Source organism: Psychrobacillus sp. FSL K6-4046, from assembly GCF_038624605.1.
In the GTDB taxonomy this organism is placed as follows: Bacteria; Bacillota; Bacilli; order Bacillales_A; family Planococcaceae; genus Psychrobacillus.
This window is the reverse complement of record NZ_CP152020.1, coordinates 12,108-27,102: the sequence shown is the minus strand read 5'-3', so window position 1 is coordinate 27,102 and position 14,995 is coordinate 12,108. Positions and strand designations below refer to the sequence as shown.

The following is a 14,995-nucleotide window of genomic DNA, read 5'->3' as shown; positions in this document are numbered from 1 at the left end:
ACACGGTCCAAGCTTTCCATGTTTAATCTTCCTTTCCTCACACTACCACCAGTTCGAATTCTCCCCTTTTACTAAATATCCTCCTTTGTAACAAAAAAGCTTCCGCAATACATGCGGAAGCTTTCATTATTTACGTAAGGTGATTGTTTGTGTTTGTTCCATAAAATGCCCAATTCTTTCAAGAATTAGCTCGACATCTTCAGGATTTTCTACGATATCATAATCATTAATGTTAAGGCGAAGCACCGGGCAACCATTAAATCCATCAATCCACTTTTCATAACGACCATGCATTTCTTCCCAATAAGCGATTGGCGTCTGCTGCTCCATCGGACGGCCTCTTTCATGAATACGATCGATTACACTGTCCAATGAACCTTCTAAATAAATTAAAAGGTTCGGATGCGGGAAATACGGTGTCATCACCATTGCCTCGAATAGGCTTGTATATGTCTCATGATCGATCGGATCCATCGTTCCCTTTTCCTTGTGCATTTGCGCAAAAATACCTGTATCCTCATAGATAGAACGGTCCTGGATAAACCCTCCACCATATTCGAACATTCTCTTTTGTTCCTTAAATCTCTCTGCTAAGAAGTAAATCTGTAAATGAAAGCTCCATTTAGAGAAATCCTCGTAAAAACGGTCAAGATATGGGTTAGTATCTACTTTTTCAAACGAAGTCTTAAAATGTAATGCGTCAGCAAGCATTTTTGTCATAGTAGATTTCCCAACACCTACAGTTCCTGCAATAGTAATGACAGCATTGGCTGGGATGCCATACTTTTCTCTTAAGTTCATGTTATTTACTCCTTTTAAGTAGTGTAGCACTTACTTTTTCTAAAATTATATTTAAATCCTGGCTGTTCTGTACAAAGTCCATTTCATCACCGTTGAAACGAATAACAGGTACGTCTGGGTGCTTTGCTTCAAAGTCATTTATAAACATTCTATAGTCCGATGAAAGTTGCTCTAGATAGCTTGTACTAATTTTCTTTTCGAACTCTCTCCCACGTAAATCAATACGATTTTCTAGCACGTCTATACTTGCATCTAAATAAATTACCATGTTCGGGATTGGCATATCCTTCGTTAAAATATGATAAATGGACTCGTATTTCTCATACTCGACCTCATTTAGAGAGCGTTTTGCAAAAATAAGATTTTTAAAAATATGATAATCCGCAACAACTGCTGTGTCGTTGGATAAGTATTTTTTTTCAATATCACTTAATTGCTTATAGCGATTACAAAGAAAGAACATTTCAGTTTGAAAGCTCCACTCTGCTATATCTTCATAGAATTTATTTAAAAAGGGGTTTTCGTCTACGATCTCTTTTAACAATTCAAATTGATATGTATTAGCAATTGCTTTGGCCAATGAGGTTTTACCAACACCTATTGGACCCTCTACCGTTATAAATGGAATAGACATATCTCTAACCTCACTCTAAAGTTTCAAGTCGTATCCTCTATTTTAGCATAGGGATATGACGAAAAATAGAGGATATTTGTCTTTCCAGAGAAAGACAAATACCCCCTATTTTTTCTTAATACGAAACATGTCATTTAAAAGATACCAATTCTGTGGAAAATTGAAGCCACTATGCCAGTAGGAGATTCCTAAAAGGTTCAGTTCCTTTAAAAGATTGAACTTAGCCTGAATAGAACGAGCATCCTCGAACCACACTTCATGCTCTTTTCCGTCCCTCCAGTAATTAAAAAAAGGTGCCTGGGCAACTTCATCATATTCTATCGCGGCATTTCGATCGATTGCCAGTTGAACTGCTGCTTGGGCACTAATTGCTCTTGCAAAAGGATTGCCTACTTTGTAAGGTAATGTCCAATCATAGCCGTACAGGTTTTGACCCATCATAACCTTTTGTGAAGGTATTTCACTTATGGCATACTCTAAAACTTTTCTTACCGGACCTATTGGAGACACAGCCATCGGGGGTCCTCCACTATAGCCCCATTCATATGTCATAATGACGACGAAGTCTAGCACCTCACCTAGAGCCTTATAGTCGTGTCCTTCATACCACTTACCAGGCTGGTTAGCACTTGTTTTTGGAGCTAGGCTAGCAGAAAAAATGAAGCTAGGAGCAAAAGCCCGAAACTCTTTTAAGAAAGTTACGTATGCTTCCCGATCATTTGGATCTATATATTCAAAATCAGTATGAATATGATTCGTTCCTCTTCTATTAGCCTCAGCAACTGTCTCTTCAAATACTCTTTGCTTCACTTCCTCATTCGTAAAAATGGTATGAGCTAATGTGTCGCTAAAAGCACCTTCTTCAATATTGACTATTATAACAACTTCTTCCACGTTATTTGCCGCAGCAACTTCTGGCAACCTTCCCCAATCCATTTTAGTCAATGACCCATCTCTTTTAACTTCAAAAGCAAATGGCATCATGTAGGTTAATAGAGAGGCTACATTTTCTACTTGGCTAATAACTGTTTCAGATGGAGCCTCGGTATACCATTCCACATATAAATTGGTTTCAATCATTGGCCGATTTGGACTTGGAGTAGAGGGTAAGACTAATGATTGTCCAACGACCAATACATCCTGGTTCGGCAAGCCATTGATCGAAGCAATAGTAGCCGCACTAGTACCATTCTGTCTTGCAATAGAATATAAGCTATCACCTAACTTAACTGTATAAATCATCGCATCACTCCTTCAAATCAGAATATGCACGTTATCTACAAAACATGCTAAAATACGCGTAAGGAGTTGACTCCAAATGGATCAATATTATATGAATTTAGCAATTGAGGAAGCAAAAAAGGCTGCTGCCATAGGTGAGGTTCCGATCGGAGCAATTATCGTACATAAAAATGAGGTAATTGCGAGTGCCTACAATCTACGAGAAACAACCCAAAATGCAACGACACATGCAGAACTTCTGGCTATTCAAGAGGCATGTGCCAAAATTGGTAGCTGGAGACTCGAAGAAACAACCCTTTATGTAACTTTAGAGCCTTGCCCTATGTGTGCTGGAGCAATATTACAGTCACGTATCCCTCGAGTGGTATATGGTGCAAGAGACATGAAGGCAGGGTGTGTAGATTCTCTGTATTCGCTTTTAAATGACACTCGATTCAACCATGTCTGTGAGGTAACAGAAGGGGTTCTTGCGGAAACCTGTGGTAATTTACTAACGACTTTCTTTCGAGAGCTACGACTAAAGAAAAAGAACCAAAAACGCTTAGAACTCTAGGCGTTTTTGGTTCTTACTTTTATATCATTAAAAGTATCTTATAACGGATCATTTGCCTGTCGGGGCAGACATAGGCGCTTTCGCTTTTCTTTATGGCTAGCTTCTGCACCTTGCCCCTCGGGGTCAAATGAATAAAAGTTCCGGTGGCTGAAGAGCTGCCTCCTCACTTTTCCCCATTTGCCTGTCGGGGCAGACATAGGCGCTTTCGCTTTTCTTTATTTAATAATTGTTTTTCCGCCCATATATGGTTGTAGGACCTCTGGGATTTTAACTGAACCGTCTGGTTGCTGATAATTTTCTAGGATGGCAGCTACTGTGCGTCCGATTGCTAGTCCACTACCGTTTAATGTGTGTACAAACTCAGGCTTAGCACCCGGTTCTCTTCTAAAACGGATTCCAGCACGACGAGCTTGGAAGTCCTCGAAGTTACTGCATGAAGAAATTTCTTTATATTCGCCATAGCTTGGTAACCATACTTCAATATCATACTTCTTCGCTGCAGTGAATCCAAGATCTGCTGTGCACATACGTAGCACACGATATGGAAGTCCTAAAAGCTGAAGAACCTTTTCTGCATGTCCTGTTAGAAGGTCCAATTGCTCGTAAGAATCCTCTGGTTTAACAAAACGTACCAGCTCAACTTTATTAAATTGATGCTGACGGATTAGTCCGCGTGTATCTCTACCTGCAGAACCAGCCTCTGAACGGAAACAAGCACTAAAAGCAGTAAAGGCTTGTGGAAGATCAGCTCCATCTAAAATTTCATCCCGGTAGAAGTTAGTTACTGGCACCTCAGCCGTTGGGATTAAGAAATAATCCTCCTCGTTAACTAAGAAAGCATCCTCTTCAAACTTTGGAAGCTGTCCAGTACCTGTTAGGCTCATACGGTTTGCCATATATGGTGGTAGCATTTCTTCATAGCCATGCTCTTCTGAATGAAGGTCCATCATGAAATTCCATAGCGCGCGCTCTAATCTTGCCCCTAAACCACGGTAAAAAGCAAAACGGCTTCCAGTTACTTTTGCAGCTCGTTCAAAGTCCACAATTTTTAAATCTGTGGCGATATCCCAATGAGCCTTTGTATCAAAGTTAAACGCAGGGACCTCTCCCCATTTACGAATTTCAACATTATCATCCTCAGAATCGCCAATTGGAACGTCATCATGTGGAATATTTGGAATGCGCATCATCATATATTCAAATTTTTCTTCTACCTGGCGTAGTTCTTCATCTAATGCTTTAATCTCATCGCCTACTTCACGCATGCGAGCGATTACATCATCAGCATTCTCTTTATTTCGTTTCATTTGTGAGATTTTTTGAGAAACCTCGTTTCTTTCTGCCTTTAGTACTTCTGTTTTTGCTATTAATTCTCTACGCTTTTGGTCTAAAGGAAGAAATTGATCGAACTCGGAGATATCTTCTCCACGCTTCGCAAGTTTAGCTTTCACTTCTTCATAATTATCACGTACAAATTTTACATCTAACATATGATTTCCTCCTCTTGATATTTTTGGCCTATTAACCAGATTTAAATTCATAAAAAACGACAAAAAACCCCCATCCCTTATAAAAGGGACGAGAGCTACCCGCGTTGCCACCCTGATTGATCTGACATCTCAGATCCACTTGTCTAATAACGGCTTTTCAACCGGCCACAGCTTACCTATTTTTCAGCTGCGCAACTCAAAGGACGGATTCACAAGCGCTTTTATCAGCTCCCACCAGCCGCTGACTCTCTAAAAAAAACTTACTTGCTACTACTTCCTATCATCGTTTTTTAAATCATGAAATTAACCATACTTTACTATAGGTTGACCGGTTTGGCAAGCGATTCCTGAACCATTTGTATAAAATAGGCAGTTATACGATGATCATTTGTTAATTCGGGATGAAAGGAGCATCCCAATATATGATTCTGTCTTGCCATTACGATGCGTTCTTCGTGGGTAGCAAGAATATCTACACTTTTATCTACTTCCACAATATGTGGAGCCCTTATAAAAATAGCAGGAAAATCTGCTGCTATCCCTTGAATATCTAAATTAGTTTCAAAGCTATCCACCTGACGACCGAAGGAATTTCTTGCGACAGTTGCTTGTAGCACACCAATATGATGTGTATCCTGACCTTGAATTTGCTTTGCTAATAATATAAGACCAGCACAAGTACCAAACATAGGCTTGCCTGACTCTGCAAACTGCTTTAAACAACCTAGTAAATCAAACCGGTCTATAAGCTTGCGCATTGCGGTACTTTCTCCACCAGGTAGGATTAAACCATCTATTTCTTTCAAGTCCTCTTTTGTTTTAACCTTTACTGCCTTTGCCCCGCATTCCTCCACTGAACGGATATGTTCCGTAACGGCACCTTGGAGAGCAAGCACTCCTATTTTCACCATTTTACCACCCTCGATCTTGCATACGCTCAGCAGTGGATAAACGAGAAATTTCTATTCCCTTCATAGGGATTCCTAAATCCTTTGAAATCTCCACTAATAATTTATAATCTTGATAATGAGTAGTTGCCTCTACAATAGCGCGAGCAAATTTCTCTGGATTATCGGATTTAAATATACCTGAACCGACAAATACTCCGTCTGCTCCTAACTCCATCATTAGTGCAGCATCTGCTGGAGTTGCAACTCCTCCTGCTGCGAAATTTACTACTGGCAATTTTCCTTTGTGCTTAATTTGCAATAAAATTTCATACGGTGCTCCAAGAATTTTTGCCTCTGTCATTAATTCATCCTCATCCATATGCACAATCTTTCTCACTTGGGCATTTACCTTACGCAAATGACGAACTGCTTCTACAATATTCCCTGTCCCAGGCTCTCCTTTTGTGCGAAGCATGGATGCACCTTCTCCTATGCGTCGAGCAGCCTCTCCTAAGTCCTTACATCCACAAACAAAAGGAACAGTAAACTCACTTTTTCGAAGGTGATACTCCTCATCCGCTGGAGTCAGTACTTCTGATTCATCAATATAATCCACACCCATTGCTTCTAGCATTCTGGCTTCCGTGATGTGTCCGATACGCGCTTTAGCCATGACTGGAATCGTTACAGCACTCATTACCTCTTCCATTATGCGAGGATCGGCCATACGAGCCACTCCTCCCGCAGCACGAATATCAGAAGGCACACGTTCTAATGCCATAACTGCCACGGCTCCTGCTGCCTCTGCAATACGAGCCTGCTCCGCATTAATAACATCCATTATAACTCCACCCTTTTGCATCTCAGCCATACCTCTTTTTACTAACTCTGTTCCTGTCATATGTAAATTCATCCTATATACCTCCTAATTGTTATAAAATTTAGTATAATGGTAATTGACCATATGAAAAGTGCCAGAAACAATAAAATGAACGTGGTCAGATTGGATGATACAATGGATTTTCTCATGCTCCCTTTAGAAAAAAACACAAATCTACCATTATATGAACAATTATATAAATTTTTAAAAAATGCCATTGTGCAAGGTCATATTAAGGAAGGAGAAAAGCTTCCATCTAAAAGAAAACTAGCTGAATACCTTGATCTAAGTCAAACAACGATCGAGCTTTCGTATAGTCAGCTTGTCGCAGAAGGATATATTAATTCGGAGCCAAGAAAAGGGTATTTTGTCCAAAACATAGAAGAGCTAGCTCTGATTGAAAAGGAAGATACTCCTATTGGAAAAGAAGAGAAAGCTACTTCCTTCCATATAGACTTCTCACCGGGAAAGATAGATGAAGATTCTTTTCCTTTTACTCTTTGGAGAAAATACGCAAAAGAATTAGCCCATGAAGACCATAAAGATCTATTGCAGCTAGGACATCCTCAGGGAGACTATATACTAAGACAACAAATATCGTCCTATCTTTATCAATCCCGTGGTGTAAAAAGCAGACCAGAGCAAATTATTTTAGGATCAGGTACAGAACAACTCATGCCACTTCTCGTTCGTCTTCTTGGTGACAAAGCCGTTTATGGTTACGAAAATCCTGGGTATCCATTATCCCATCATCTTTTTTTAGAGAATGAGGAAAAGTCTGTTGCTGTTCCAGTAGACGAGGAAGGGTTAGTGGTGGAGGAGCTGGAGAAAACTAATACAACGGTTATGTATGTTACACCATCTCATCAATTTCCAACTGGTTCTGTTATGTCAGCCTCACGCAGAAGTCAACTGCTAGCATGGGCTTATCAGGAAGAGAAACGATATATTATTGAAGATGATTATGACAGTGAGTTTAGATATACAGGAAAACCAATACCTTCTTTACAAGGTATGGATCAAAACGACCGTGTAATTTATTTAAGCACATTTTCGAAGTCTCTCATGCCCTCCTTAAGGATTGCCTACGCTATCCTTCCAAACACGCTTATAAAGCAATATAAGGACAAATACTATTATTATTCTGCTACTGTACCACGCATGGATCAGCATATACTTGCGAAATTTATGGAGGACGGTCACTTTGCAAAGCACTTAAATAAAATGCGTAAAATTTATAAAAGAAAGCTGGAAATAGTCACGAAGACACTTTCAGAGTACGAGCCTATTGTTAATCTTTCAGGGGAACAGGCAGGAATGCATCTTCTATTAACCATCCAGACAGATAGGAAGGAAGAGGAGCTTGTTTCTCTTGCCCAACAAGCTAACATTCAAATCTATGGTTTGCATAAGTATATAACCTCTCCCATTGACGAAACTGTTCCAAGGTTAGTTTTAGGTTTTGGTGGATTAGATTTTACGAATCTTTCGTCCTCCATACATGAACTTATGCGGGCAATCAAAATAGAGAAATCATAATATCCCTTGCAAGCAAAAAGCACTGAAACTCATATAGAGTTTCAGTGCTTTTTATAGAAGATGTACAACCTTATCTGCAATGCCTAAGTGTTAAAATAAGCCGCCAACAAAATCAGTTGTACTATCCCATAATCCGCTAAAGAATTTACCGATGCCTTGTAGCATTAAACTGAACCAACCTGCTTTTTCTACAGCTTCTGTTGTTACTACATCAACACTTCCTTGATCGCCAGTAATGTACCCATAGTCAGTACCTTCAGATTTTTCAAGATGGACTTTTCCTACTACTGTATCCTTCTTGACTTCTGCTTCTAGCTTGTCTTCTAATGGAGTGAAAACAGGCTTGTACAGATCTTTATCACTGGATTTGATCAGCATAGAGATAGGTTCTTTCACTGCAATTGCAACCGTATCTTCTTTTCCTTTATTTACTTTTAAATTTTTATGGCCAGGAATTTTATATCCTTCTGGTATTAGCTCTACTTTAGTAAACTGGGCAAAACCAAAATCAAATAACGCTCTAGTTGCGTCAAATCTAGCTTCATAACTTCCTTTTCCGTTAGCATCTACTGCTTTCATGACTACAGCGATTACTCTCATACCGTTTCTTTCAGCAGTTCCGGTAAAGGAATGTCCTGCAAAATCTGTTGTTCCTGTTTTCAAACCATCTACGCCTTCATACTCGTAAACTAGTCCTGGTAGCATCCAGTTCCAGTTACTCATTTTGATAGCATCCGATGTGCCCTCGCGAAAAATTTTATGAGGAATCTTTGTTGTCTCTAACACTTCTGGATAGTCTTTCATCAGAAGATAAGCTAATTTTGCCACCGAGCTAGCAGGCATGACATTTTCATCTGTTTCTCCTGTGCTTGCCGGATGCATCCCTTGTAAATCTGCGTTGTTTAAGCCTGTTGAATTTACAAATTTATAGTTTTCTAAGCCCATTTCTGCAGCTTTTTCATTCATTAACTTCACAAAGTTTTCTTCAGTTCCAGCAATTGTTTCAGCTATTGCAATAGTTGCTGCATTGGCTGAATAGATTGCCATTGCTTCGTATAATTCACGAATTGAATAAGTACCATCCTCGCGTAGAGGCACGTTACTTAGACGACGATCTTGAGAAATTTTATATGTATATTCATTTACTGAATATTGTTGTTCCCATGAAATTTTACCTTCTTCTATTGCTTCAAAAAGAAGATATTCGGTCATCATTTTTGTCATACTTGCAATTCCTAAAGCTGCATCTGCATTTTGCTCATAAAGAATTTTTCCAGAATCAGCATCTACTAAGATCGCTGCATCAACATTTAAATTTAAACTTTCCTCTGCTTTTGTGTTAGTTGGCATTCCACCTACTAAAGACACAAGCAACATCGGAAGTACTAGCCACTTTACCATTGTTGTTTTCCAATATTTCTTCACTACTGTACCTCCACTTTTTCTATTATCAATGCTCATTTTATCATACTTTTTGAACTAGGTGCATAACACTTTAAAAAAGCACCCATTCGGCCTATATATAGACGTGTAATGGGTGCGAAAGTTTCTACTTATTTTAAGAGATAGAGTAGTTTGGTGCTTCTTTTGTTATTTGTACATCATGTGGGTGACTTTCTCGTAGACCGGCACCAGTCATGCGAATAAATTGTGCATTTTCTCGTAGGTCTTCTAAAGTGCCTGTACCACAATACCCCATACCTGCTCGAACTCCACCAAGAAGCTGATGAATTGTATCAGAAAGTGGACCTTTGTATGGTAGACGTCCTTCAATACCTTCTGGAACTAATTTCTTTGCATCCTCTTGGAAATAGCGATCCTTAGATCCTTTTTCCATAGCAGCAATAGAACCCATTCCTCGGTATACTTTAAAACGTCTTCCTTGGAAGATTTCAGTTTCTCCTGGGCTTTCGGTAGTTCCAGCCAGTAGACTACCTAACATAACTACATGTCCTCCGGCAGCCAAAGCCTTTACAATATCGCCAGAGAATTTAATACCACCATCAGCAATAATCGTTTTACCTGCCTTGCGAGCTTCAGAAGCACAATCATAAATAGCAGTAATTTGTGGTACACCAACACCTGCTACTACACGAGTAGTACAAATAGATCCTGGACCGATACCAACTTTCACTACATCTGCTCCAGCTTCGTATAAAGCCTTAGTAGCAGCACCAGTTGCGACATTTCCAGCAATAATATCTAAATCTGGATAGGTTGCTCTTATTTCCTTCACTACATCTATTACGCCCTTAGAATGCCCATGAGCTGTATCGATAACAATTACATCTACCTGTGCAGCTACTAACTTTTGCACGCGAATCATTGTATCACTTGTAACACCTACTGCAGCTCCAACTAACAAACGGCCGTGTTGATCCTTAGCAGCGTTAGGAAACTCAATTACTTTTTCAATATCTTTAATAGTAATTAAACCTTTTAAGATTCCGTTATCATCTACAATTGGTAATTTTTCTATTTTGTATTGTTGAAGAATTTTTTCAGCTTGTTCTAATGTAGTACCAACTGCAGCAGTCACTAACTGTTCTTTAGTCATCACTTCATTAATTGGTAAAGAATAGTCTTGAATGAATCGTAGGTCACGATTCGTAATTATTCCGACTAGCTTTAGTTCTTCTTCATTATTTACTATAGGAACGCCAGAGATGCGGTATTTCCCCATTAAATGCTCTGCATCATAAACTTGATGAGTCGGTGTTAGATAAAAAGGATCTGTGATAACGCCATTCTCTGAACGTTTAACTGTTTCCACTTGTTCTGCTTGTTCCTCAATGCTCATGTTTTTATGAATAATTCCTAATCCACCTTGGCGTGCCATAGCAATAGCCATTTTCGCCTCTGTAACAGTATCCATACCAGCACTGATCACCGGAATATTTAATTTGATTTTTGATGTTAAGTGTACTGATAAATTAATATCCTTTGGTAAAACTTCTGATTGAGCTGGAACTAATAAAACATCGTCGAATGTTAAACCTTCTTTTTGAAATTTCGATTCCCACATTACGCTGACTTCCTCCTCTATAATTAAATATTATTACAAGGTTATCAGCGGGCACATAGACTGTCAAGAATCGATAAATAATATATATATTCCGACTTTTCTTTCAATTATTTTATTACTTTGTCTATTAAAAGATTAAAAACTATTAAGTTGAAACTAGGTTTGAGTCCATAATTCCTATTTTAATAGATAAATGTATAAACGCTCTCTAAGAGTATTATCAATATTTATATGCGTTTAATAAGTCCGCTCTGGCAGACACTTCCTGTGGAGTGAGCATTAGCCTGCGCAGGTGTGATGTATATCTGTCTCGCTATCCCTACTTGTGTCACTGCCTGTTACTACAGATTTTACTGGTAGATTACTATATATCAATAATTTTTACCTATGTAATATTCTTATGAAAATTTATTTAAAACTAGAAAATTGCAAAGAGATTCAAAGCTATTCTCACATACGTGGATAGGGAGAGTGATAGCTTTCGGCTTTTTTTTTTCATTTTAAACAAAACAAAAAGCCGCCACCGATTACTCGGTGACGACTTTCTTTGGTGCCCAGCGACGTCCTACTCTTGCAGGGGCGACCCTCCAACTACCATCGGCGGCTGCGAAACCAGATGGGCGGCAGATTTCTTCGTCAGCCGCAGTCGTTCGGTTCTCGCGTATGCCATACGCTCCGATCCTCTCTTCCTTGCTTTCTCGAACTCTTTGCCCCTCCGGCTTCTCGCCCACTTGCTTAGAGAGAGAGTGCCTTCGGCTTTTTTTTCATTTTAAACAAAACAAAAAAGTCATCACCGATTACTCGGTGATGACTTTTTTTGGTGCCCAGCGACGTCCTACTCTTGCAGGGGGAGACCCCCAACTACCATCGGCGCTGAAGAGCTTAACTTCCGTGTTCGGTATGGGAACGGGTGTGACCTCTTCGCCATCATCACTAGACGTTTGAGTTGTTCACTCAAAACTGGATAAAAGACATCATATTAGAAACAAACAATTTGGTTAAGTCCTCGATCGATTAGTATTCGTCAGCTGCACGTGTCGCCACGCTTCCACCCCGAACCTATCTACCTCATCGTCTTTGAGGGATCTTACTTACTTGCGTAATGGGAAATCTCATCTTGAGGGGGGCTTCGTGCTTAGATGCTTTCAGCACTTATCCCGTCCACACATAGCTACCCAGCGATGCCCTTGGCAGAACAACTGGTACACCAGCGGTGTGTCCATCCCGGTCCTCTCGTACTAAGGACAGCTCCTCTCAAATTTCCTACGCCCACGACGGATAGGGACCGAACTGTCTCACGACGTTCTGAACCCAGCTCGCGTACCGCTTTAATGGGCGAACAGCCCAACCCTTGGGACCGACTACAGCCCCAGGATGCGATGAGCCGACATCGAGGTGCCAAACCTCCCCGTCGATGTGGACTCTTGGGGGAGATAAGCCTGTTATCCCCGGGGTAGCTTTTATCCGTTGAGCGATGGCCCTTCCATGCGGAACCACCGGATCACTAAGCCCGTCTTTCGACCCTGCTCGACTTGTAGGTCTCGCAGTCAAGCTCCCTTCTGCCTTTACACTCTTCGAATGATTTCCAACCATTCTGAGGGAACCTTTGGGCGCCTCCGTTACACTTTAGGAGGCGACCGCCCCAGTCAAACTGCCCGCCTGACACTGTCTCCTACCCGGGTTACGGGTATGGGTTAGAATTTCAATACAACCAGGGTAGTATCCCACCGACGCCTCCTCCGAAGCTGGCGCTCCGGGCTCTAAGGCTCCTACCTATCCTGTACAAGTTGCACCAAAATTCAATATCAAGCTACAGTAAAGCTCCACGGGGTCTTTCCGTCCTGTCGCGGGTAACCTGCATCTTCACAGGTACTATAATTTCACCGAGTCTCTCGTTGAGACAGTGCCCAGATCGTTACGCCTTTCGTGCGGGTCGGAACTTACCCGACAAGGAATTTCGCTACCTTAGGACCGTTATAGTTACGGCCGCCGTTTACTGGGGCTTCAATTCGCACCTTCGCTTGCGCTAAGCACTCCTCTTAACCTTCCAGCACCGGGCAGGCGTCAGCCCCTATACTTCACCTTACGGTTTTGCAGAGACCTGTGTTTTTGCTAAACAGTCGCCTGGGCCTATTCACTGCGGCTCTTCTAGGCTATTCACCCAAAAGAGCACCCCTTCTCCCGAAGTTACGGGGTCATTTTGCCGAGTTCCTTAACGAGAGTTCTCTCGCTCACCTTAGGATTCTCTCCTCGACTACCTGTGTCGGTTTGCGGTACGGGCACCTCCCACCTCGTTAGAGGCTTTTCTTGGCAGTGTGAAATCAGGAACTCCGGACATACGTCCTTGCCATCACAGCTCAATGTTACAGAGTGCGGATTTGCCTACACTCACACCTCACTGCTTGGACGTGCATAACCAACAGCACGCTTACCCTATCCTACTGCGTCCCCCCATCACTCAAACGGTGGGGTGGTGGTACAGGAATATCAACCTGTTGTCCATCGTCTACGCCTATCGGCCTCGACTTAGGTCCCGACTAACCCTGAGCGGACGAGCCTTCCTCAGGAAACCTTAGTCATACGGTGGATGGGATTCTCACCCATCTTTCGCTACTCATACCGGCATTCTCACTTCTAAGCGCTCCACCAGTCCTTCCGGTCTGACTTCAACGCCCTTAGAACGCTCTCCTACCACTGATACCAAAGGTATCAATCCACAGCTTCGGTGATTTGTTTAGCCCCGATACATTTTCGGCGCAGCGTCACTCGACCAGTGAGCTATTACGCACTCTTTAAATGATGGCTGCTTCTAAGCCAACATCCTGGTTGTCTAAGCAACGCCACATCCTTTTCCACTTAACAAATACTTTGGGACCTTAGCTGGTGGTCTGGGCTGTTTCCCTCTTGACTACGGATCTTATCACTCGCAGTCTGACTCCCAAACATAAATCATTGGCATTCGGAGTTTGTCTGAATTCGGTAACCCGGGATGGGCCCCTAGTCCAAACAGTGCTCTACCTCCAAGATTCTAACGTTTGAGGCTAGCCCTAAAGCTATTTCGGAGAGAACCAGCTATCTCCAGGTTCGATTGGAATTTCTCCGCTACCCACACCTCATCCCCGCACTTTTCAACGTGCGTGGGTTCGGACCTCCAGTAAGTGTTACCTCACCTTCATCCTGGACATGGGTAGATCACCTGGTTTCGGGTCTACGACCACATACTCATTCGCCCTATTCAGACTCGCTTTCGCTGCGGCTCCGTCTTCTCAACTTAACCTCGCATGTAATCGTAACTCGCCGGTTCATTCTACAAAAGGCACGCCATCACCCGTTAACGGGCTTTGACTATTTGTAGGCACACGGTTTCAGGGTCTATTTCACTCCCCTTCCGGGGTGCTTTTCACCTTTCCCTCACGGTACTGGTTCACTATCGGTCACTAGGTAGTATTTAGCCTTGGGAGATGGTCCTCCCGGATTCCGACGGAATTTCACGTGTTCCGCCGTACTCAGGATACACTCTGGAGGGAATGAACTTTTGACTACGGGGCTTTTACCCTATCCTGCGGACCTTTCCAGATCGCTTCGTCTAGCTCATTCTTTTGTAACTCCGTATAGAGTGTCCTACAACCCCAAGAGGCAAGCCTCTTGGTTTGGGCTCTTCCCGTTTCGCTCGCCGCTACTCAGGGAATCGAATTTTCTTTCTCTTCCTCCAGGTACTTAGATGTTTCAGTTCCCTGGGTGTGTCTCAGATGCGCTATGTATTCACGCAAATGTACTGCCCCATTACGGGCAGTGGGTTTCCCCATTCGGAAATCTTCGGATCGAAGCTCACTTACAGCTCCCCGAAGCATATCGGTGTTAGTGCCGTCCTTCATCGACTCCTAGTGCCAAGGCATCCACCGTGCGCCCTTATTAACTTAACCTAAAAGTTAAAAGTACTA

Annotated in this window: 10 protein-coding genes, 2 rRNA genes and 1 other annotated feature; of the genes, 2 read left to right on the top strand and 10 right to left on the bottom strand. The window is 41.8% G+C overall.

The genetic code is table 11. From position 1 onward, the window contains the following. Positions 1 to 126: 126 nt before the first annotated feature. The 3 genes from MKY09_RS00100 to MKY09_RS00090 form a co-directional block, all read right to left on the bottom strand. Complete coding sequence (locus tag MKY09_RS00100; protein ID WP_169361350.1) at positions 127 to 801, bottom strand: deoxynucleoside kinase; 675 nt, start codon at positions 799 to 801, stop codon at positions 127 to 129. 1 nt (position 802) lies between these two features. Beyond that, complete coding sequence (locus MKY09_RS00095; protein ID WP_169361351.1) at positions 803 to 1,435, bottom strand: deoxynucleoside kinase; 633 nt, start codon at positions 1,433 to 1,435, stop codon at positions 803 to 805. Positions 1,436 to 1,540: 105 nt separating this feature from the next. Continuing rightward, the gene (locus tag MKY09_RS00090; protein ID WP_169361352.1) at positions 1,541 to 2,677 is read right to left on the bottom strand and encodes a glycosyl hydrolase family 18 protein; all 1,137 of its coding nucleotides are present in this window, start codon (positions 2,675 to 2,677) and stop codon (positions 1,541 to 1,543) included. A gap of 76 nt (positions 2,678 to 2,753) precedes the next feature. Between MKY09_RS00090 and tadA the strand changes: the two genes are divergently transcribed. After that, positions 2,754 to 3,230, top strand: coding sequence for a tRNA adenosine(34) deaminase TadA (tadA, locus tag MKY09_RS00085; RefSeq protein WP_169361353.1), 477 nt, complete (start codon positions 2,754 to 2,756; stop codon positions 3,228 to 3,230). A 215-nt stretch (positions 3,231 to 3,445) separates the two neighbouring features. Here the strand turns inward: tadA and serS are convergent, their stop codons facing one another. From serS to pdxS, 3 genes are all read right to left on the bottom strand, one after another. Further along, positions 3,446 to 4,720 (bottom strand): serine--tRNA ligase, encoded by a 1,275-nt coding sequence (serS, locus tag MKY09_RS00080; protein ID WP_169361354.1) that lies wholly within the window; start codon positions 4,718 to 4,720, stop codon positions 3,446 to 3,448. 81 nt (positions 4,721 to 4,801) lie between these two features. Continuing rightward, positions 4,802 to 5,013, bottom strand: a binding site (T-box leader). A gap of 24 nt (positions 5,014 to 5,037) precedes the next feature. Further along, entirely contained in the window at positions 5,038 to 5,631 is a 594-nt protein-coding gene (gene pdxT / locus MKY09_RS00075; protein WP_169361355.1) for a pyridoxal 5'-phosphate synthase glutaminase subunit PdxT, read from the bottom strand. A 1-nt stretch (position 5,632) separates the two neighbouring features. Next, complete coding sequence (pdxS, locus tag MKY09_RS00070; protein ID WP_169361356.1) at positions 5,633 to 6,523, bottom strand: pyridoxal 5'-phosphate synthase lyase subunit PdxS; 891 nt, start codon at positions 6,521 to 6,523, stop codon at positions 5,633 to 5,635. A gap of 51 nt (positions 6,524 to 6,574) precedes the next feature. Between pdxS and MKY09_RS00065 the strand changes: the two genes are divergently transcribed. Further along, entirely contained in the window at positions 6,575 to 8,029 is a 1,455-nt protein-coding gene (locus MKY09_RS00065) for a PLP-dependent aminotransferase family protein (RefSeq protein ID WP_342567334.1), read from the top strand. 90 nt (positions 8,030 to 8,119) lie between these two features. Here MKY09_RS00065 and MKY09_RS00060 read toward each other — a convergent pair whose 3' ends face one another. The 4 genes from MKY09_RS00060 to MKY09_RS00045 form a co-directional block, all read right to left on the bottom strand. Next, a complete protein-coding gene (locus tag MKY09_RS00060; protein ID WP_251557227.1) occupies positions 8,120 to 9,490 on the bottom strand; it encodes a serine hydrolase in 1,371 nt (456 codons plus the stop codon). Positions 9,491 to 9,587: 97 nt separating this feature from the next. Further along, on the bottom strand, positions 9,588 to 11,054 hold the full coding sequence (gene guaB, locus MKY09_RS00055; protein WP_169361358.1) for an IMP dehydrogenase: 1,467 nt from the start codon (positions 11,052 to 11,054) through the stop codon (positions 9,588 to 9,590). Between the two features lie 822 nt (positions 11,055 to 11,876). Then, positions 11,877 to 11,992 (bottom strand): 5S ribosomal RNA (gene rrf, locus MKY09_RS00050). Between the two features lie 56 nt (positions 11,993 to 12,048). After that, positions 12,049 to 14,977 (bottom strand): 23S ribosomal RNA (locus MKY09_RS00045). Positions 14,978 to 14,995 lie beyond the last annotated feature (18 nt).